General features: G+C 70.2%; 14 protein-coding genes. 6 read left to right on the forward strand and 8 right to left on the reverse strand.

Going from position 1 to position 14,126, the window contains the following annotated elements:
* Nucleotides 1-208: 208 nt before the first annotated feature.
* Nucleotides 209-919, forward strand: a complete 711-nt coding sequence (locus tag HV783_RS19685; protein ID WP_064526338.1) for a Crp/Fnr family transcriptional regulator — start codon at nt 209-211, stop codon at nt 917-919.
* Between the two features lie 36 nt (nt 920-955).
* Here HV783_RS19685 and HV783_RS19690 read toward each other — a convergent pair whose 3' ends face one another.
* Nucleotides 956-1,663, reverse strand: coding sequence for an aspartate/glutamate racemase family protein (locus tag HV783_RS19690; RefSeq protein WP_175189725.1), 708 nt, complete (start codon nt 1,661-1,663; stop codon nt 956-958).
* A gap of 21 nt (nt 1,664-1,684) precedes the next feature.
* A complete protein-coding gene (locus HV783_RS19695; RefSeq protein ID WP_175189726.1) occupies nt 1,685-2,140 on the reverse strand; it encodes a MarR family winged helix-turn-helix transcriptional regulator in 456 nt (151 codons plus the stop codon).
* Between the two features lie 257 nt (nt 2,141-2,397).
* Here HV783_RS19695 and aceE point away from each other — a divergent pair, with 257 nt between their 5' ends.
* A complete protein-coding gene (gene aceE, locus HV783_RS19700; protein ID WP_175189727.1) occupies nt 2,398-5,055 on the forward strand; it encodes a pyruvate dehydrogenase (acetyl-transferring), homodimeric type in 2,658 nt (885 codons plus the stop codon).
* An 8-nt stretch (nt 5,056-5,063) separates the two neighbouring features.
* Here the strand turns inward: aceE and HV783_RS19705 are convergent, their stop codons facing one another.
* Nucleotides 5,064-5,687 (reverse strand): LysE family translocator, encoded by a 624-nt coding sequence (locus HV783_RS19705; protein WP_049074834.1) that lies wholly within the window; start codon nt 5,685-5,687, stop codon nt 5,064-5,066.
* Nucleotides 5,688-5,948: 261 nt separating this feature from the next.
* On the opposite strand from HV783_RS19705, the gene gorA reads away from it, so the two are divergent.
* Nucleotides 5,949-7,307, forward strand: coding sequence for a glutathione-disulfide reductase (gene gorA, locus HV783_RS19710; RefSeq protein ID WP_064526332.1), 1,359 nt, complete (start codon nt 5,949-5,951; stop codon nt 7,305-7,307).
* A gap of 63 nt (nt 7,308-7,370) precedes the next feature.
* On the opposite strand, the gene HV783_RS19715 is transcribed toward gorA, so the two are convergent.
* Nucleotides 7,371-8,201 carry a DUF72 domain-containing protein gene (locus tag HV783_RS19715; RefSeq protein WP_175189728.1) on the reverse strand — a complete coding sequence of 277 codons (831 nt, stop codon included), beginning with the start codon at nt 8,199-8,201 and terminating at the stop codon, nt 7,371-7,373.
* A gap of 306 nt (nt 8,202-8,507) precedes the next feature.
* On the opposite strand from HV783_RS19715, the gene HV783_RS19720 reads away from it, so the two are divergent.
* Nucleotides 8,508-9,140: a LysE family translocator gene (locus HV783_RS19720; protein ID WP_054503790.1), complete on the forward strand. Its 633-nt coding sequence runs from the start codon at nt 8,508-8,510 to the stop codon at nt 9,138-9,140.
* A 105-nt stretch (nt 9,141-9,245) separates the two neighbouring features.
* On the opposite strand, the gene pdxR is transcribed toward HV783_RS19720, so the two are convergent.
* Nucleotides 9,246-10,787: a MocR-like pyridoxine biosynthesis transcription factor PdxR gene (gene pdxR, locus HV783_RS19725; protein ID WP_175189729.1), complete on the reverse strand. Its 1,542-nt coding sequence runs from the start codon at nt 10,785-10,787 to the stop codon at nt 9,246-9,248.
* 122 nt (nt 10,788-10,909) lie between these two features.
* Between pdxR and HV783_RS19730 the strand changes: the two genes are divergently transcribed.
* Nucleotides 10,910-11,644 (forward strand): GNAT family N-acetyltransferase, encoded by a 735-nt coding sequence (locus HV783_RS19730; protein ID WP_049074824.1) that lies wholly within the window; start codon nt 10,910-10,912, stop codon nt 11,642-11,644.
* Complete coding sequence (locus HV783_RS19735; protein ID WP_054503788.1) at nt 11,635-12,522, forward strand: DMT family transporter; 888 nt, start codon at nt 11,635-11,637, stop codon at nt 12,520-12,522. The genes HV783_RS19730 and HV783_RS19735 overlap by 10 nt, the downstream gene beginning before the upstream one ends.
* Before the next feature lie 113 nt (nt 12,523-12,635).
* Here HV783_RS19735 and HV783_RS19740 read toward each other — a convergent pair whose 3' ends face one another.
* The 3 genes from HV783_RS19740 to HV783_RS19750 form a co-directional block, all read right to left on the reverse strand.
* Complete coding sequence (locus tag HV783_RS19740; protein WP_175189732.1) at nt 12,636-13,523, reverse strand: DMT family transporter; 888 nt, start codon at nt 13,521-13,523, stop codon at nt 12,636-12,638.
* A 62-nt stretch (nt 13,524-13,585) separates the two neighbouring features.
* Nucleotides 13,586-13,921 carry a thioredoxin family protein gene (locus HV783_RS19745; protein ID WP_049074821.1) on the reverse strand — a complete coding sequence of 112 codons (336 nt, stop codon included), beginning with the start codon at nt 13,919-13,921 and terminating at the stop codon, nt 13,586-13,588.
* 18 nt (nt 13,922-13,939) lie between these two features.
* A partial coding sequence (locus HV783_RS19750) for a M20/M25/M40 family metallo-hydrolase (protein ID WP_054504830.1) occupies nt 13,940-14,126 on the reverse strand: 187 nt, incomplete at its 5' end.

Here is a 14,126-nt window from a genome sequence, read left to right on the forward strand (position 1 = left end):
CGGCCGCCAGGCGTCGTTGCGCTCACCTTGCGTGGCAAAGCCACGCGGCGGCGACCACGCCTGGCCTGGCGGCCGATTACCTGCCTGTGCGAGGCTCCTGTGAAGGTTGGTGCCCCCTAGCTTATCGGCCGCCGGAAAATGGTGTCTGTCGCCTGCATGACAGACCTTTTTTCGGGCGCCCAACCCGCAGTTTTACACGGTTCTTTCCATGTCCGATGTTTCAAACATTGTTTCCCAGACCGAGCTGGCCGCGCTGCTGCGCGGCTGCGCCTGGTTCACCGCGCTGGACGCGCCGCACCAGGACTTGGTGCTGGCCACGGCGCGCGCCGAACACGTGGCCAGCGGCGCCTGGATCGCGCGCCGCAACGCGCCGTCGGATTACTGGCTGGGGGTGCACAGCGGCCTGCTGAAGCTGGCGATCTACAACGAGTCGGGACGCAGTTGCACGTTCTCGGGAGTGCCGCCGGGCGGCTGGTTCGGCGAGGGCAGCGTCATCAAGCGCGAGCTGCGCAAGTACGACGTGGTGGCGATCCAGCCGTCGCTGGTGCTGCTGGTGCCGGCCGCCACCTTCCATGCGCTGCTGGCGGCCAGCCTGCCGTTCTCGCATTTCGTCATCGGCCAGTTGAATGACCGCATGGGCGAGTTCATCGCCTCGATCCAGAACCATCGACTGCTGGACGCCGATGCGCGCGTGGCGCAGTCGCTGGCGCAATTGTTCAATCCACAACTTTATCCGTCCACCGACCTGACGCTGGCGATTTCACAGGAAGAACTGGGCTACCTGACCGGCCTGTCGCGCCAGCGCGTCAACCAGGCGCTGCAGACGCTGGCGGACCAAGGGGTGCTGGCGCTGTCGTACAACCAGATCAAGGTGCTGGACCTGGATCGCCTGCGCCAGTACGGGCTGGACCAGCTCTGACCGCGGGCGGGGTTCAGGCGGGGCCGGGACGCCAGGTCAGGCCTGAGCCAGGGCGCGGTCCAGCGCGGCGCGCGCCAGGATGCGGGTGGAATCGAGCGTCGGCAAGACGCAGTTGGCGTCGTTCAGCACGAGCGGCAGTTCGGTGCAGCCCAGCACCACCGCGTCGCAGCCGGCATCGCGCAGCCGCGCGACCACGCCTTGCAGCAACGAGACCGATTCGGGCTTGAAGACGCCGTAGACCAGTTCGTCCATGATGACGCGCGCCAGCAGATCGCGGTCGGCCGGCGCGGGACGCACGTAGTCCAGGCCGCGCGCCTGCAGTTTGTCGGGGTAGACCGGACTGTCGACCAGCCAGCGCGTCCCCAGGATGCCGATGCGGCGCCGCCCGCGCGCGGCGGCCTGGGCGGCGACTTCCTCGGCGATGTGCAGCCACGGCAGCGGCGATTGCGGCAGCACGTGGCCCAGGGCCTGGTGGATGGTGTTGTCGGGGCAGATCAGGAAATCCGCGCCGGCGCGCGCCAGCCGGTCGGCGGAGGTCCGCATCAGCGCGCCGACGCCGGCCAGGTCATTGCGCTTCAGGCAGGCCACGTAATCCGCCAGCGACAAGCTGTGCAGCGACACCTCGGGGTGCGCGTGCGGCCCCAGGCGCTGCGCGCCTTCGGCGCAGATCGTGCGGTAGCAGAGCGCCGCGCCCTCGGCCGAGCAGGCGACGATGCCGATGTGCAGGGGCGGACGGACGGGCATGCGGACTCCGTGGCGGTCAGGTCAAGCCGGGGTTCTGGACAAGGCCCGCACATGGCGGGCGATCTGGCGGAACTGCTCGGCCATGGCGTCCTGCTGCGCCGGCGGCAGTTGCGACAGGAACAGTTCGTCGATGGCCGGGCCATACACCTTCCACATCTTGCGCCGCAGCGCCAGGCCTTCAGGCGTGATGCGGGCGTAGGTGGCGCGGCGGTCCTCGTCGGAACGGAAGCGCTCGACCAGCCCGGCGGACTCGATGCGGTCCATCAGGCGCGTCAGGTTGTAGCGCGCGATGACCATGCGCTCGGCCATCTCGAACATGCGCGCGGTGCCGTCGGGCGCGCGTTCCAGCGCCCACAGCGCGTCGTACCACGCCAGCGGCGGCAGGCCGGCGGCGGACAGTCGTTTTTCGATCTCTTCCACCACCAGCGCATGCGCGGTGAGAAAGAGGCTCCACGCGTCGGGCTTGCCCGTGGCCATGCGGTCGCTTCCTTTTCCAGGGATTTCGTTGTCCGGGATTGTAGAGGCCCTGCAGCCGTGGCGCGCGGCGGGCGGTCCGTCACGCGCATTCATGCCGCGCGCGAGCCGCCATTTTCCTTAATAGTTGCACTTGCAATTGTTCGAAAACCTCCCTACGATTGCAATTGCACATTATGCAAATGCAATTCACGATGTGAAATGATGGCGCCGGCCTTTCCGTGTCCAGGCGCCGCTTGCGCACCACAAGGAGGATGCCCATGGAACCCGAGATCGACTGCGTCGACATCGACCCCGAAGAAACCAGCGAGTGGCTGGACGCGATGCAGGCGGTGCTGGCGCACGAAGGCCTGCCGCGCACGCACTACCTGCTGGACCGCCTGATCGAGCAGGACCGCGCCCGCAGCGGCGGCTATGCCGCGGCCGGCGTCACGCCCTACGTCAACACCATCGGCCTGCCGGCCCAGGCGCCGTTCCCCGGCGACACCCGCATCGAGGCGCGGCTGGATGCCTACCTGCGCTGGAACGCCATGGCCATGGTGCTGCGCGCCGGCAAGCATTCGGGCGTGGGCGGGCACATCGCCACCTACGCCTCGGCCACCACGCTGTACGAAACCGGCTACCGCCATTTCTTCCGCGCCGCCACGCCGGACTACCTGGGCGACATGCTCTACATCCAGGGCCATTCGGCGCCCGGCATCTACGCCCGCGCCTATCTGGAAGGGCGCCTGTCCGAGGCCGAGCTGGACCGCTTCCGCCGCGAGATCGGCGGCGGGCTGGCGTCGTATCCGCACCCGCGCACCATGCCCGGCTTCTGGCAGTTCCCGACCGTGTCGATGGGCCTGGGCCCGCTGATGGCGGCCTACCAGGCGCGCTACATGCGCTACCTGGAAGACCGCGGCCTGATCGCGGCGCAGGACCGGCGCGTGTGGGGCTTCCTGGGCGACGGCGAGCAGGACCAGCCCGAGACGCTGGCGGCCGTCGCCATGGCCGGCCGCGAAAAGCTCGACAACCTGATCTTCGTGGTCAACTGCAACCTGCAGCGCCTGGACGGCCCGGTGCGCGGCAACGCCAAGATCATCCAGGAGCTGGAAAGCGTCTATCGCGGCGCCGGCTGGAACGTCATCAAGGTGATCTGGGGCGGCGGCTGGGACGCGCTGCTGGCGCAGGACCACGACGGCCGCCTGCGTCGCCGCATGATGGAATGCGTGGACGGCGAATACCAGGTCTTCAAGGCGCGCGGCGGCGCCTATGTGCGCGAACGTTTCTTCGGCGCCGACCCGGTGCTGCTGGAACGCGTGGCGCACCTGAGCGACGAGGAGATCGGCGCGCTCAACCGCGGCGGCCACGATCCGGTCAAGATGCACGCCGCCTACGCCGCGGCGCTGGCGCATCGCGGCCAGCCCACGGTGATCCTGGCCAAGACGGTCAAGGGCTACGGCATGGGCGCGGCCGGCGAGGCCGCCAACACCAACCACCAGCAGAAGAAGATGGCCGACCCGGCGGTGCGCGCCTACCGCGACCGCTTCGACCTGCCGGTGCCGGACGAGCGCCTGGAGGAGATCCCTTACATCAAGCCGGAACCCGGCAGCCCCGAACAGGCCTACCTGGAAGCCGCCATCCGCCGCGCCGGCGGCCACCTGCCGCTGCGCCCGGCCGGCCCCGGCCCGCAGGCCACGCCGGGCCTGGAAGCCTTTGCCGCGCACCTGAAGGGCAGCGACGGCCGCGAATTCTCCACCACCATGGCGTTCGTGCGCATCCTGGCGCAACTGCTCAAGGACCCGCAGATCGGCGCGCGCGTGGTGCCCATCGTGCCGGATGAATCGCGCACCTTCGGCATGGACGGCATGTTCCGCCAGGTCGGCATCTACTCGCACGTGGGCCAACTGTACACGCCGCAGGACGCCGACCAGCTCAGCGTCTACCGCGAGGACCGGCGCGGCCAGATCCTGCAGGAAGGCATCAACGAGTCGGGCGCCATGGCCTCGTGGATCGCCGCCGCCACCGCCTACAGCACCCACGGCGTGGCGACGATTCCGTTCTACATTTTCTATTCGATGTTCGGCTTCCAGCGCGTTGGCGACCTGGCCTGGGCGGCCGGCGACATCCGCGCGCGCGGCTTCCTGCTGGGCGCGACCTCGGGCCGCACCACTCTGGAAGGCGAGGGCCTGCAGCATGACGACGGCCACAGCCACGTGCTGGCCTCGGTGATCCCGTCGTGCATCGCCTACGACCCGGCCTATGCCTACGAGATCGCCGTGATCGTGCAGGACGGCATGCGCCGCATGTACCAGGAGGAAGAGGACGTCTTCTACTACCTGACGCTGATCAACGAGAAGACCGCCCATCCGCCGATGCCGGAAGGCGCCGAGGCCGGCATCCTGAAGGGCATGTACCGCCTGCGCGAGGGCGCGCCGGGCGAGGTCCGCGCGCAACTGCTGGGCAGCGGCGCCATCCTGGGCGAGACCCTGGCCGCCGCCGACCTGCTGCAACAGGACTTCGGCGTGGCGGCCGACGTCTGGAGCGTCACCAGCTATTCCGAGCTGCGCCGCGACGGCCAGGAGACCGAGCGCTGGAGTCGCCTGCATCCGCTGGACGCGGCGCGCCAGGGCTTTGTCCAGACGAGCCTGGCCGATACGCGGGGGCCGGTGATCGCGGCCACCGACTACATGAAGACGGTGGCCGAGCAGATCCGGCCTTTCGTGGGGCGCCGTTATGTGACGCTGGGCACCGACGGCTTCGGCCGCTCGGACACGCGCCAGGCGCTGCGGGCATTCTTCGAGGTGGACCGGCACCATATCGTGCTGGCCACGCTCAAGGCGCTGGCGGACGAGGGCGCATTGCCGGCCGAGCGGGCGGCCGAGGCGATCCGGCGTTACGGCCTGGATCCGGAAGCGGCGTCGGCGGCCTTGCCTTGAAGCAGGTGTCAGGCGCGACGCGCCAGCAATGCCCAGACCCCGGCGGCCGACAACAGCGCGCCGCCGCCCAGGTTGAAGCCGCGCTGCGCGCGCGGCGATGCCAGCAGACGGCGCGCCGAGCCGGCGAACAGCGCGTAGGCGGTGGCGTTGATGCCGGCGCAGGTCACGAAGGTGGCCGACAGCATCCATAGCTGGCGCGTGACGTCGCCGGCCGGGTCGATGAACTGCGGCAGGAAGGCCACGAAGAAGATGATGCCCTTGGGGTTCAGCGCCGTCACCAGGTAGGTGTTGGCGAACAGCTTCCAGCGCGATCCGGCCGCGCCGGCCTGCGGCAGCGTGGCGGGCGAAACGCCGGCGCGCAGCAGCTTGAAGCCCAGGTACAGCAGGTAAAGGCCGCCCACGGTCTTGACCACGGTGAACCAGAAGGCCGACGCCGACAGCAGCGCGCCCAGGCCCAGCAGCGACAGCGCCAGGGCGGTGGAGTCGCCCAGCGCCACCGCCAGCACCAACGGCAGGCGGGCGCGCTTGCCATGGGTCAGGGAATAGCTGATGACGGTCAGGATGGTGGGGCCGGGCAGCATCAGCAGCAGGGCGGATGCGCCAAGGAAGGCCAGCCAGGTTTCAAGCGACATCGGGACGACTCCAGGCAGAGGGAGGGGCGGCGACCGCGCCCCGGACGATTACTGTAGCCCAAGGTGGCGCGCGCCAGGGAGGATTGCGGCGGCCGAGCGGGCGCGTCTGCGCAACGCGGGCCCGCTTCCGGCGCTGCCCCACCGGCCGGCGACCGCCGGTTGACCGTGGGGGCAAGCCGGCGGTCGCCGGCGCACTGGTGCAAAATAGCGCTTCTCCCGACAGTGAACGCGTCCCGGCAGCGGGACGGCGAAGGAAACACCATGGCATTCGATTTCGACCTGTTTGTGATCGGCGCGGGCTCCGGCGGCGTGCGCGCGGCCCGCTTCGCGGCCGGCTTCGGCGCGCGCGTGGCGGTGGCCGAAAGCCGCTACCTGGGCGGCACCTGCGTCAACGTGGGCTGCGTGCCCAAGAAGCTGCTGGTCTACGGCGCGCACTACAGCGAAGACTTCGAGCAGGCCCACGGCTTCGGCTGGAGCGTGGACGAACCCCGCTTCGACTGGCCCACGCTGATCGCCAACAAGAACCGCGAGATCGAGCGTCTTAACGGCATTTACCGCAACTTGCTGGTCAATAGCGGCGTGACGCTGCTGGAAGCCCACGCCCGCATCAAGGATCCGCACACGGTGGAGGTGGACGGCAAGTCCTACACCGCCGCGCATATCCTGGTGGCCACCGGCGGCTGGCCGCAGGTGCCGGACATCCCCGGCAAGGAACACGCCATCACCTCGAACGAGGCCTTCTTCCTGAAGGCGCTGCCGCGCCGCGTGCTGGTGGTGGGCGGCGGCTACATCGCGGTCGAATTCGCCTCCATCTTCAACGGCATGGGCGCGCAGACCACCCAGGTCTACCGCGGCCCGCTGTTCCTGCGCGGTTTCGACCAGGCGGTGCGCGAGCACCTGCGCGATGAACTGGTCAAGAAGGGCATCGACCTGAAGTTCGATGCCGACGTGGCGCGCATCGACAAGCGCGCCGACGGCACCCTGGCCGCCACCCTCAAGGATGGCAGCGTGGTCGAGACCGATTGCGTGTTCTACGCCACCGGCCGCCGGCCGATGCTGGACAACCTGGGCCTGGAGAACACCGGCGTCAAGCTTGACGGCAAGGGTTTTGTCGCGGTGGACGACGAATACCGCACCAGCGAACCGTCGATCCTGGCCATTGGCGACGTCATCGGCCGCGTGCCGCTGACGCCGGTGGCGCTGGCCGAGGGCATGGCGGTGGCGCGCCGCCTGTTCCGTCCCGAGGAATACCGCAAGGTCGACTACAAGCTGATCCCGACCGCCGTGTTCAGCCTGCCCAACATCGGCACCGTCGGCATGACGACCGAAGAGGCGCGCGCCGCCGGCCACAAGATCAAACTGTTCGAAAGCCGCTTCCGCCCCATGAAGCTGACGCTGACCGAATCGCAGGAAAAGACCCTGATGAAGCTGATCGTCGACGCCGACACCGACAAAGTGCTGGGCGTGCACATGGTCGGCCCCGAGGCCGGCGAGATCGTGCAGGGCATCGCCATCGCGCTCAAGGCCGGCGCCACCAAGCGCGTGTTCGACGACACCATCGGCATCCACCCGACCGCCGCCGAAGAGTTCGTGACGCTGCGCACGCCGGTCGCCGATTGAGGCGGTTGCCGGCCTTTTCCCGGGGGCCGGCCTTGCCGCCAAGGGGCCGGCGCGGCGCCTCGGCTACAGCCGTTCGATCATGGCGCGCGCCGCCGCCGGCGCGCGCTCCTTGGCGCCATTGATGAAGAACGCGAACACGTCGCGCGCATGCGCCACGCCGGGCGGCTGGCGCGGGGCCACCCGCGGCAGGTCGGCCGGATCGCCGCCGCTTGCCCAGGTGCGCAGGCGGTCCGCCCACGCGTCCAACGCCTTGGGCGCGTAGCCGGCCTTGAAGGCGGTGCTGGCGCGCATCAGCCGGGCGTAGACGAAATCGGCGGTGCGGTCGGCCAGCGAGGGATAGTCCTCGCTGTCTGTGTAGACCGTGGCCACGCCGTGGCGCCGCGCCAGGTCCAGGTAGGCCTGGCAGGCGAAACTGGCGTGACGCACGTCGATCACGTGGCGCAGCGGCAGGCCGTCGACCTGGTCGGGCAGCAGCGCCAGGAAGGCGCCGAAATCCTCGGCGTCGAACGCCTTGGTGGGCGCGAACTGCCACACGATCGGCCCCAGCTTGGGGCCAAGCTCGGCGATGCCGCCGTGCACGAAGCGATGGACCGACTCGCCGGCGCCGGCCAGTTCGCGGCGGTTGGTGGCGTAGCGCGAGGCCTTGAGCGAGAACACGAAATCGTCGGGCGTCTCGTCGCGCCATTTGGCGAAGGTGGTCGGCTTCTGGCTGCTGTAATAGGTGCCGTTGATCTCGATGGCGGTGAGCTGCCGGCTGGCGTATTCAAGCTCGCGCGCGTGCGGCAGGCCTTCCGGGTAAAAGGGGCCGCGCCACGGCGCGTAGGTCCAGCCGCCGACGCCGACGCGGATGGCGCCGGCGCGGGCGGCGGACGAAGACGATGATCGTGGCGGCATGGGCGGATCCTCCCTGGATCGAGTCGACATTCAACGGCGCCGCCCGCGCGTCCTGCGGGCGGGGCGATCCGACCACTGTATCCCGGTCCAGCCGCCGCTCCCATCCGGCCACATTTAAAAGTGGTGCGGTTGTTGTATCCCGGCGGCGTGGTCGTTGAACGCGGCCGTCGCCGCCGGCGCGCCCAGGCCTGCGGCGGGCACGCAACACGCGCGCCGCGGCCGCAAAAAACCCCGCTGTTCCGATACAGATTTCAGATAATGTGATGCATCATCCTGCCACTACCGACCGGCCCGCGCCGGCGCATCATGCCTGACATCGCCAATCTCCTGACGTTCGCCCTGGTCGCCCTGGGCATGGTGCTCACGCCCGGGCCCAACATGATCTACCTGGTGTCGCGCTCGATTTCGCAGGGCCCCAAGGCCGGCCTGATTTCGCTGTCCGGGGTGGCGGTGGGTTTCATCTTCTACGTGCTGTGCGCGGCCTTCGGCCTGACCGTGCTGCTGATGTCGGTGCCCTATGCCTACGACGCGCTGCGCTTCGGCGGCGCGCTCTACCTGCTGTACCTGGCCTGGCAGGCGGTGCGTCCGGGCGGCCGCTCGCCGTTCCAGGTGCGCGAGCTGCCGGCCAGCAGCCCGCGCACGCTGTTCACGATGGGGCTGGTGACCAACCTGCTCAATCCCAAGATCGCCGTGCTGTACGTGTCGCTGCTGCCGCAGTTCATCCAGCCCGACCATGGCAGCGTGTTCACCCAGTCGATCGCGCTGGGGCTGACGCAGGTGGCCATCAGCCTGTCGGTCAACGCGGTCATCGCCATCATGGCCGGGTCCATTGCCGGTTTCCTGGCCGGCCGGCCGCTGTGGATGGTGATCCAGCGCTGGCTGATGGGCACGGTGCTCGCCGGCCTGGCCGTGCGCATGGCGCTCGATTCGCGGCGCTGATGCGGGGCGCCGCGGCGCCACGCCTGGCCGCGCCCGGTCGACGGACCGGGGCAGGATGCGCGCCGCCGGCCGGAAGGCGAATCCTGCAACGCCGCCGGCCGCGATTCAGGTCCGCAACGTCGCGGCCAGCTTGCCCAGTTGCCGGACCAGCGCCGGGAAGCGGTCGGCGCTGGTGTTGCCGTAGCCGATCACCAGGCCGTTGTCCTGCGGCCGCGGGTTGATGGCGAAGGTCGATAGCGCGTTGGGGTTCATGCCCAACCGGCGCGCCTGTTCGACGATGGCGCGGTCGGGCACGTCCGGCGGCAGCCGCACCGTCAGATGCAGGCCGCTGTGGCCGCCCAGCACCTCGTGATCGATGCCCAGGTGCCGAGCCAGCGCGTCGCGCAGGGCGGCCTGGCGGTCGCGGTACAGCCGCCGCATGCGGCCCAGGTGGCGCGAGAATTGGCCATTGTCGATGAAGGCGGCCATGGTCAGTTGTTCCAGCCGGTGCCCGCCGCGCAGCATTTCCGTGATCGACGGCATCGCGGGCCCGGCGATGGACTGCGGCAGCACCAGGAAGCCCAGCCGCAGCGCGGGGAACATGGTCTTGCTGAAGGTCCCCACGTACAGCACCGGCGCGTCCGGCAGCAGGCCCTGCATGGCGGCGATCGGCTCGCCCTGGTGGCGGAATTCGCTGTCGTAGTCGTCCTCGATGATCCAGGCGCCGGCGCGGCGCGCCCGCTCCAGCAGGTCGAGGCGGCGCGCCAGCGACAGCACGGCGCCGGTGGGGTATTGGTGCGTCGGCGTGGTCTGGATCAGGCGCGGCGGCCGGGTGCGCCAGTCTTCGTCGGTGATGGCGACGCCGTCGGCGTCGACCCGCATCGCCACCACATTCAGGTCGCCCGCGTGGAAGGCCGACTTGGCGCCCCGGTAGCCGGGTTCCTCCAGCCAGGCGGTGTCGCCGGGATTGGTCAGCAGTTGCACGCACAGCGCCAGCGCGCCCTGCGCGCCTTCCGTGATGACGATGCGCGAGGCGTCGCAGTGAACCCCGCGCGACACCCGCAGATATTGGGCGATGGCTTCGCGCAGCGCCGGTTCGCCCACCGGGGGGCCGTAGCCCAGCGTGGCGGCGGGAGCGGCCTGCAGCGCCCGGTCCTGGGCCCGGCGCCAGGCATTGATGGGAAACTGGGTCAGCGCGGGCGTGCCGGGCGTGAGCGGCAGCGAGCCGTCATTGGGCGCGCGCGTCGAGACGATGCGCGACAGCCGCGTGGCGGTGCGCAAGGCCGGCGCGTCGGCGGCGCCGGACTGTCCGGCCGCTTGCGCGGCGGCTTGTCGCACGGCCTGCCGGGCGGCGCTGGCGGCGGCGGCCGACAACGGCGCCACGCGGGTGCCCTGGCGGTCGGCGATGACGTAGCCTTCGGCGGTCAACTGTTCGTAGGCGATCAGCACCGTGTTGCGCGAGATGTCCAGCTCGTCGGCCAGCACGCGCGAGGCTGGCAGCTTGCCGCCAGCGGGCAACTGCCCCGCCAGGATGGCCTGCTTGAGCCGCTGGATCAACTGGCGCTGACGCGGCGGGGCGCCCGGCCCACGCGCCAGGGGACTGGAGAGCAGGGCGGCTCGGTCGGTCATGGCTCTATTAAATTCAGGAATCGTGGTGCTTTTTATCATGCCACGGTTTGGCTATCGTGGGAGCATGCCAGGGCCTGTCACGACGAAAAACCCTGGCGCGCGTCCGCCCTGGCGGCGGCGCTTTCCCCAACCCGCTTCCAACCAGGATGAGGCCTCGCAGCATGCAACCCCGCGTCAACGCATTCGAACAACCCATCGGCGCCGACCTGTCCGGCTGGACACCGCGTCCGCGACCGCCGCTGGCCCCCGCGCAGGGCCGCTACTGCCGCCTCGAACCGCTATCGGCCGAGCGCCACGCGGCGGACCTGTACGCCGCCTTCAGCCAGGCGCCCGACGGCCGCGACTGGACCTACATGAGCGTCGGCCCCTTTGCGGACGCCGCCGCCTACCGCCAGTTCGCCGAGCAGGCGCAGGCCCATGCCGCCAGCGACCCGATGCATCATGCCGTCATCGACCTGGCCAGCGGCCGCGCGATCGGCTCGCTGTCGCTGATGCGCATTGACCCGGCCAGCGGCGTGATCGAAGTCGGCTTCGTGGCATTTTCGCCGTTGCTCAAGCGCACCCGCATCGCCACCGAGGCGCAGTTCCTGTTGATGCGCCGCGCCTTCGACGAGCTGGGCTACCGCCGCTACGAATGGAAATGCGACAGCCTGAACGCGCCGTCGCGCGCCGCCGCCGCGCGGCTGGGTTTCCAGTTTGAAGGCATCTTCCGCCAGGCCACGGTCTACAAGGGCCGCAGCCGCGACACCGCCTGGTTCTCGATCATCGACAGTGAATGGCCGGCGTTGCGCGCCGCCTACGAAAGCTGGCTCGATCCCGCCAACTTCGACGCCGAAGGCCGTCAGCGCCAGGGCCTGGCGGACCTGATCGCCCGGGAAAAGGCCGCGTGCGCCTGATCCCGGTTGCGCTGGCGCTGTTCTGGGGCCTGAACTGGCCGGCGGTCAAGATCGTGCTGTCGATCTGCCCGCCGTTCACCTTGCGGCTGCTGGGACTGGGCAGCGGCGCCGCGCTGCTGCTGATCCTGGCGCGCGCCAAGGGATTGGCGCTGTTGCCGCCGCGCGCCTCGTGGCGGGGCATCGTCATCGGCGGCATCCTGGCCGTGGCGGTGTTCAACCTGGCGGTGGCCTGGGCCCAGCTCAGCACCAGCACCTCGCGCGCCGCGGTGCTGACCTTCACCATGCCGATGATGTCGGCGCTGCTGGCCTGGGCCGTGCTGGGCGAACGGCTGGACCGCCGCCGCGGCCTGGCGCTGCTGTTGGGCGGGCTGGGCGTGGCGGTGCTGGCCTGGCCGGTGCTGCGCGCCATCTTCGCCGATCACGACCTGGCCGCCGCGCGCGGCCTGGCGTTTCCGCTCACCGCCGCCTTCGGGTGGGCCGCCGGCACGGTCTACCTGAAGCGCTGGCCGGTGACGGGGCACCGCATCGTGGTGACGGCATGGCAACTGGCGGTGGGCGCGGCCTGCGCGCTGGCCGGCATGCTGCTGGCGGGCGAGACCTTTCCAACGCAGGGCTGGAGTCCGCGGGTGGCGGCGGCGCTGACGTTCCACATCGTGCTGGGCACGGCGGTGGCGTATTGGCTGTGGTTCGTGCTGAGCGAACGGGTCAGCGCCACGGTGGCGGCCCTGACCACGCTGATGGTGCCGGTGGTCGGCGTGCTGGGCGCGATGGCGCTGGTGGGCGATCGCCCCGCCGTGGCCGACTGGTGGGGCTTCGCGCTGGTGCTGGCGGGCGCGGCGCTGATCGTCTTGAACCTGGGCGGCCCGCGCCGGGCCTGAAGGGCCGGCGCGTCGAACGCGCGCCGGTCACGGCAAGGACCGGCGCGCCAGGCGGCGGGTCAGCCCGCGACCCGGCCCGCGCCTGCCATCCCACTACGGTCACCCCGCGCCGCTCAGGCGCGCCGGCCGCGCCGCAGTTTCTCGCGCAGCAGGCCGGCGCCGCTCACCAGCGAGATGCCGGCCAGCACCATCAGCGCGCCCAGGACGAAGGCGCCGTCCAGCGGCTCGTCCAGGATCAGCACGCCGAACGACACCCCGAACAGCGGCGTCATGAACGACAGGATCGACAGGCGCGAGGCCAGGTAGCGCCGCAGCAGCCAGAACCAGGCCAGGTAGCTCGACAACGCCACCACCACCGACTGGAACGCCACGCTCAGCATCGCCGACGGGGTGTAGCGGATGCCGGCGTTGCCGGTGGCCGCGGCATAGACCAGCAGCACCAGCGCGGCGATCGCCATCTGGTAGAACAGCGTCTTGGACGGCGCCGCTTCCGACAGCGCGGTGCGGCGGATCGCCACCGTGGTGGCGCCCCACAGCAGCCCGCCCAGCAGTCCGAGGCTGTCGCCCAGCAGCATGTTGCTGGCGGCCGCGGCCTGCGGCTGTCCGTTGCCCAGGAAGGCCACGGCGATGCCGCCGAAGGCCACCGCCACGCCCAGCCATTGCAGCGGCGCCATGCGTTCTTCCGGCACGCGCCAGTGCAGGCCCAGCGCGGTGAAGATCGGCGCGGTGTACAGGAACACCGACATGTGCGAGGCCGTGGTGTAGACCAGCCCCTGCGCGATCGCCAGGAACTCGAAGCCGAACAGCAGGCCCACCAGCACGCCCGCGCCCAGCGTGCCATCGCGCAGCGCGCGCGAGCCTTCGGCGCGCCACACCACCGCGCCCAGCACCAGCGCCGCGAAGGCCGAGCGCAGGCCGACCTGCATGATGGGCGAGATGTCGGCGGCCACCAGCTTGATGGCGATCTGCTGGAAACCCCAGCAGACGCACAGCAGCAGCATCACGCCGGTGGCCAGCGAGTCCAGCGGACGGCGGGTAGGGGCCGCGAGTGCGGCGACGGCGCTCACGGCAGTTCGGCCGGGTAGCTGTCCAGCGCCAGTCCGATCTGCTGGCGCAGATCCCATTCGGCCAGGCTGGCCTGCACCGGGCCGAAGAAGGCGCCGTCGCGCGTGACGAACATGGCCGGCAGGTGGAAGACCTCGTAGCGTTCGACCAGGCCGCCGTTCTCGCCCGCATCGACCCAGCACACGCGTTCCACCGGCAGGTCCAGCTTGGGCAACTGTTCGCGCGCGATGCGGCAAGTGCCGCAGGTGCGGCTGTGGAACACCAGCAGCGTCAGGCCGGGGGTGTCCAGCAGGTAGCGGTCGGCGGTGCTGTCGTTCAGTTCTATCTGTTCCATGGCGGCATCAGGGTGGGGTTATCGGGACAGCCTGCGATCCAGTTCCAGCACGGTCTGGTACAGCACGCGGGTGCCGTCCAGCAACTGCGCCGGTTCGATCCACTCCTCGGGGCAGTGGCTGCGTCCGTTCAGGCAGGGGATGAAGATCATGCCGATGGGGCCGGTGGGCGCCATGTAGACGGCGTCGTGGCCGGCGCCGCTGGGC

It is taken from the genome of Achromobacter dolens (assembly GCF_902859745.1).
Taxonomy (GTDB): Bacteria; Pseudomonadota; Gammaproteobacteria; order Burkholderiales; family Burkholderiaceae_B; genus Achromobacter; species Achromobacter dolens.

Coding starts and splice junctions, on each gene's coding strand:
- HV783_RS19720 (WP_054503790.1), top strand. CDS start 8,508: ATGCCTGACATCGCCAATCTCCTGACGTTCGCCCTGGTCGCCCTGGGC.
- pdxR (WP_175189729.1), bottom strand. CDS start 10,787: ATGATAAAAAGCACCACGATTCCTGAATTTAATAGAGCCATGACCGAC.
- HV783_RS19745 (WP_049074821.1), bottom strand. CDS start 13,921: ATGGAACAGATAGAACTGAACGACAGCACCGCCGACCGCTACCTGCTG.
- HV783_RS19715 (WP_175189728.1), bottom strand. CDS start 8,201: ATGCCGCCACGATCATCGTCTTCGTCCGCCGCCCGCGCCGGCGCCATC.
- HV783_RS19685 (WP_064526338.1), top strand. CDS start 209: ATGTCCGATGTTTCAAACATTGTTTCCCAGACCGAGCTGGCCGCGCTG.
- HV783_RS19705 (WP_049074834.1), bottom strand. CDS start 5,687: ATGTCGCTTGAAACCTGGCTGGCCTTCCTTGGCGCATCCGCCCTGCTG.
- HV783_RS19690 (WP_175189725.1), bottom strand. CDS start 1,663: ATGCCCGTCCGTCCGCCCCTGCACATCGGCATCGTCGCCTGCTCGGCC.
- aceE (WP_175189727.1), top strand. CDS start 2,398: ATGGAACCCGAGATCGACTGCGTCGACATCGACCCCGAAGAAACCAGC.
- gorA (WP_064526332.1), top strand. CDS start 5,949: ATGGCATTCGATTTCGACCTGTTTGTGATCGGCGCGGGCTCCGGCGGC.
- HV783_RS19740 (WP_175189732.1), bottom strand. CDS start 13,523: ATGCTGCTGCTGTGCGTCTGCTGGGGTTTCCAGCAGATCGCCATCAAG.
- HV783_RS19730 (WP_049074824.1), top strand. CDS start 10,910: ATGCAACCCCGCGTCAACGCATTCGAACAACCCATCGGCGCCGACCTG.
- HV783_RS19695 (WP_175189726.1), bottom strand. CDS start 2,140: ATGGCCACGGGCAAGCCCGACGCGTGGAGCCTCTTTCTCACCGCGCAT.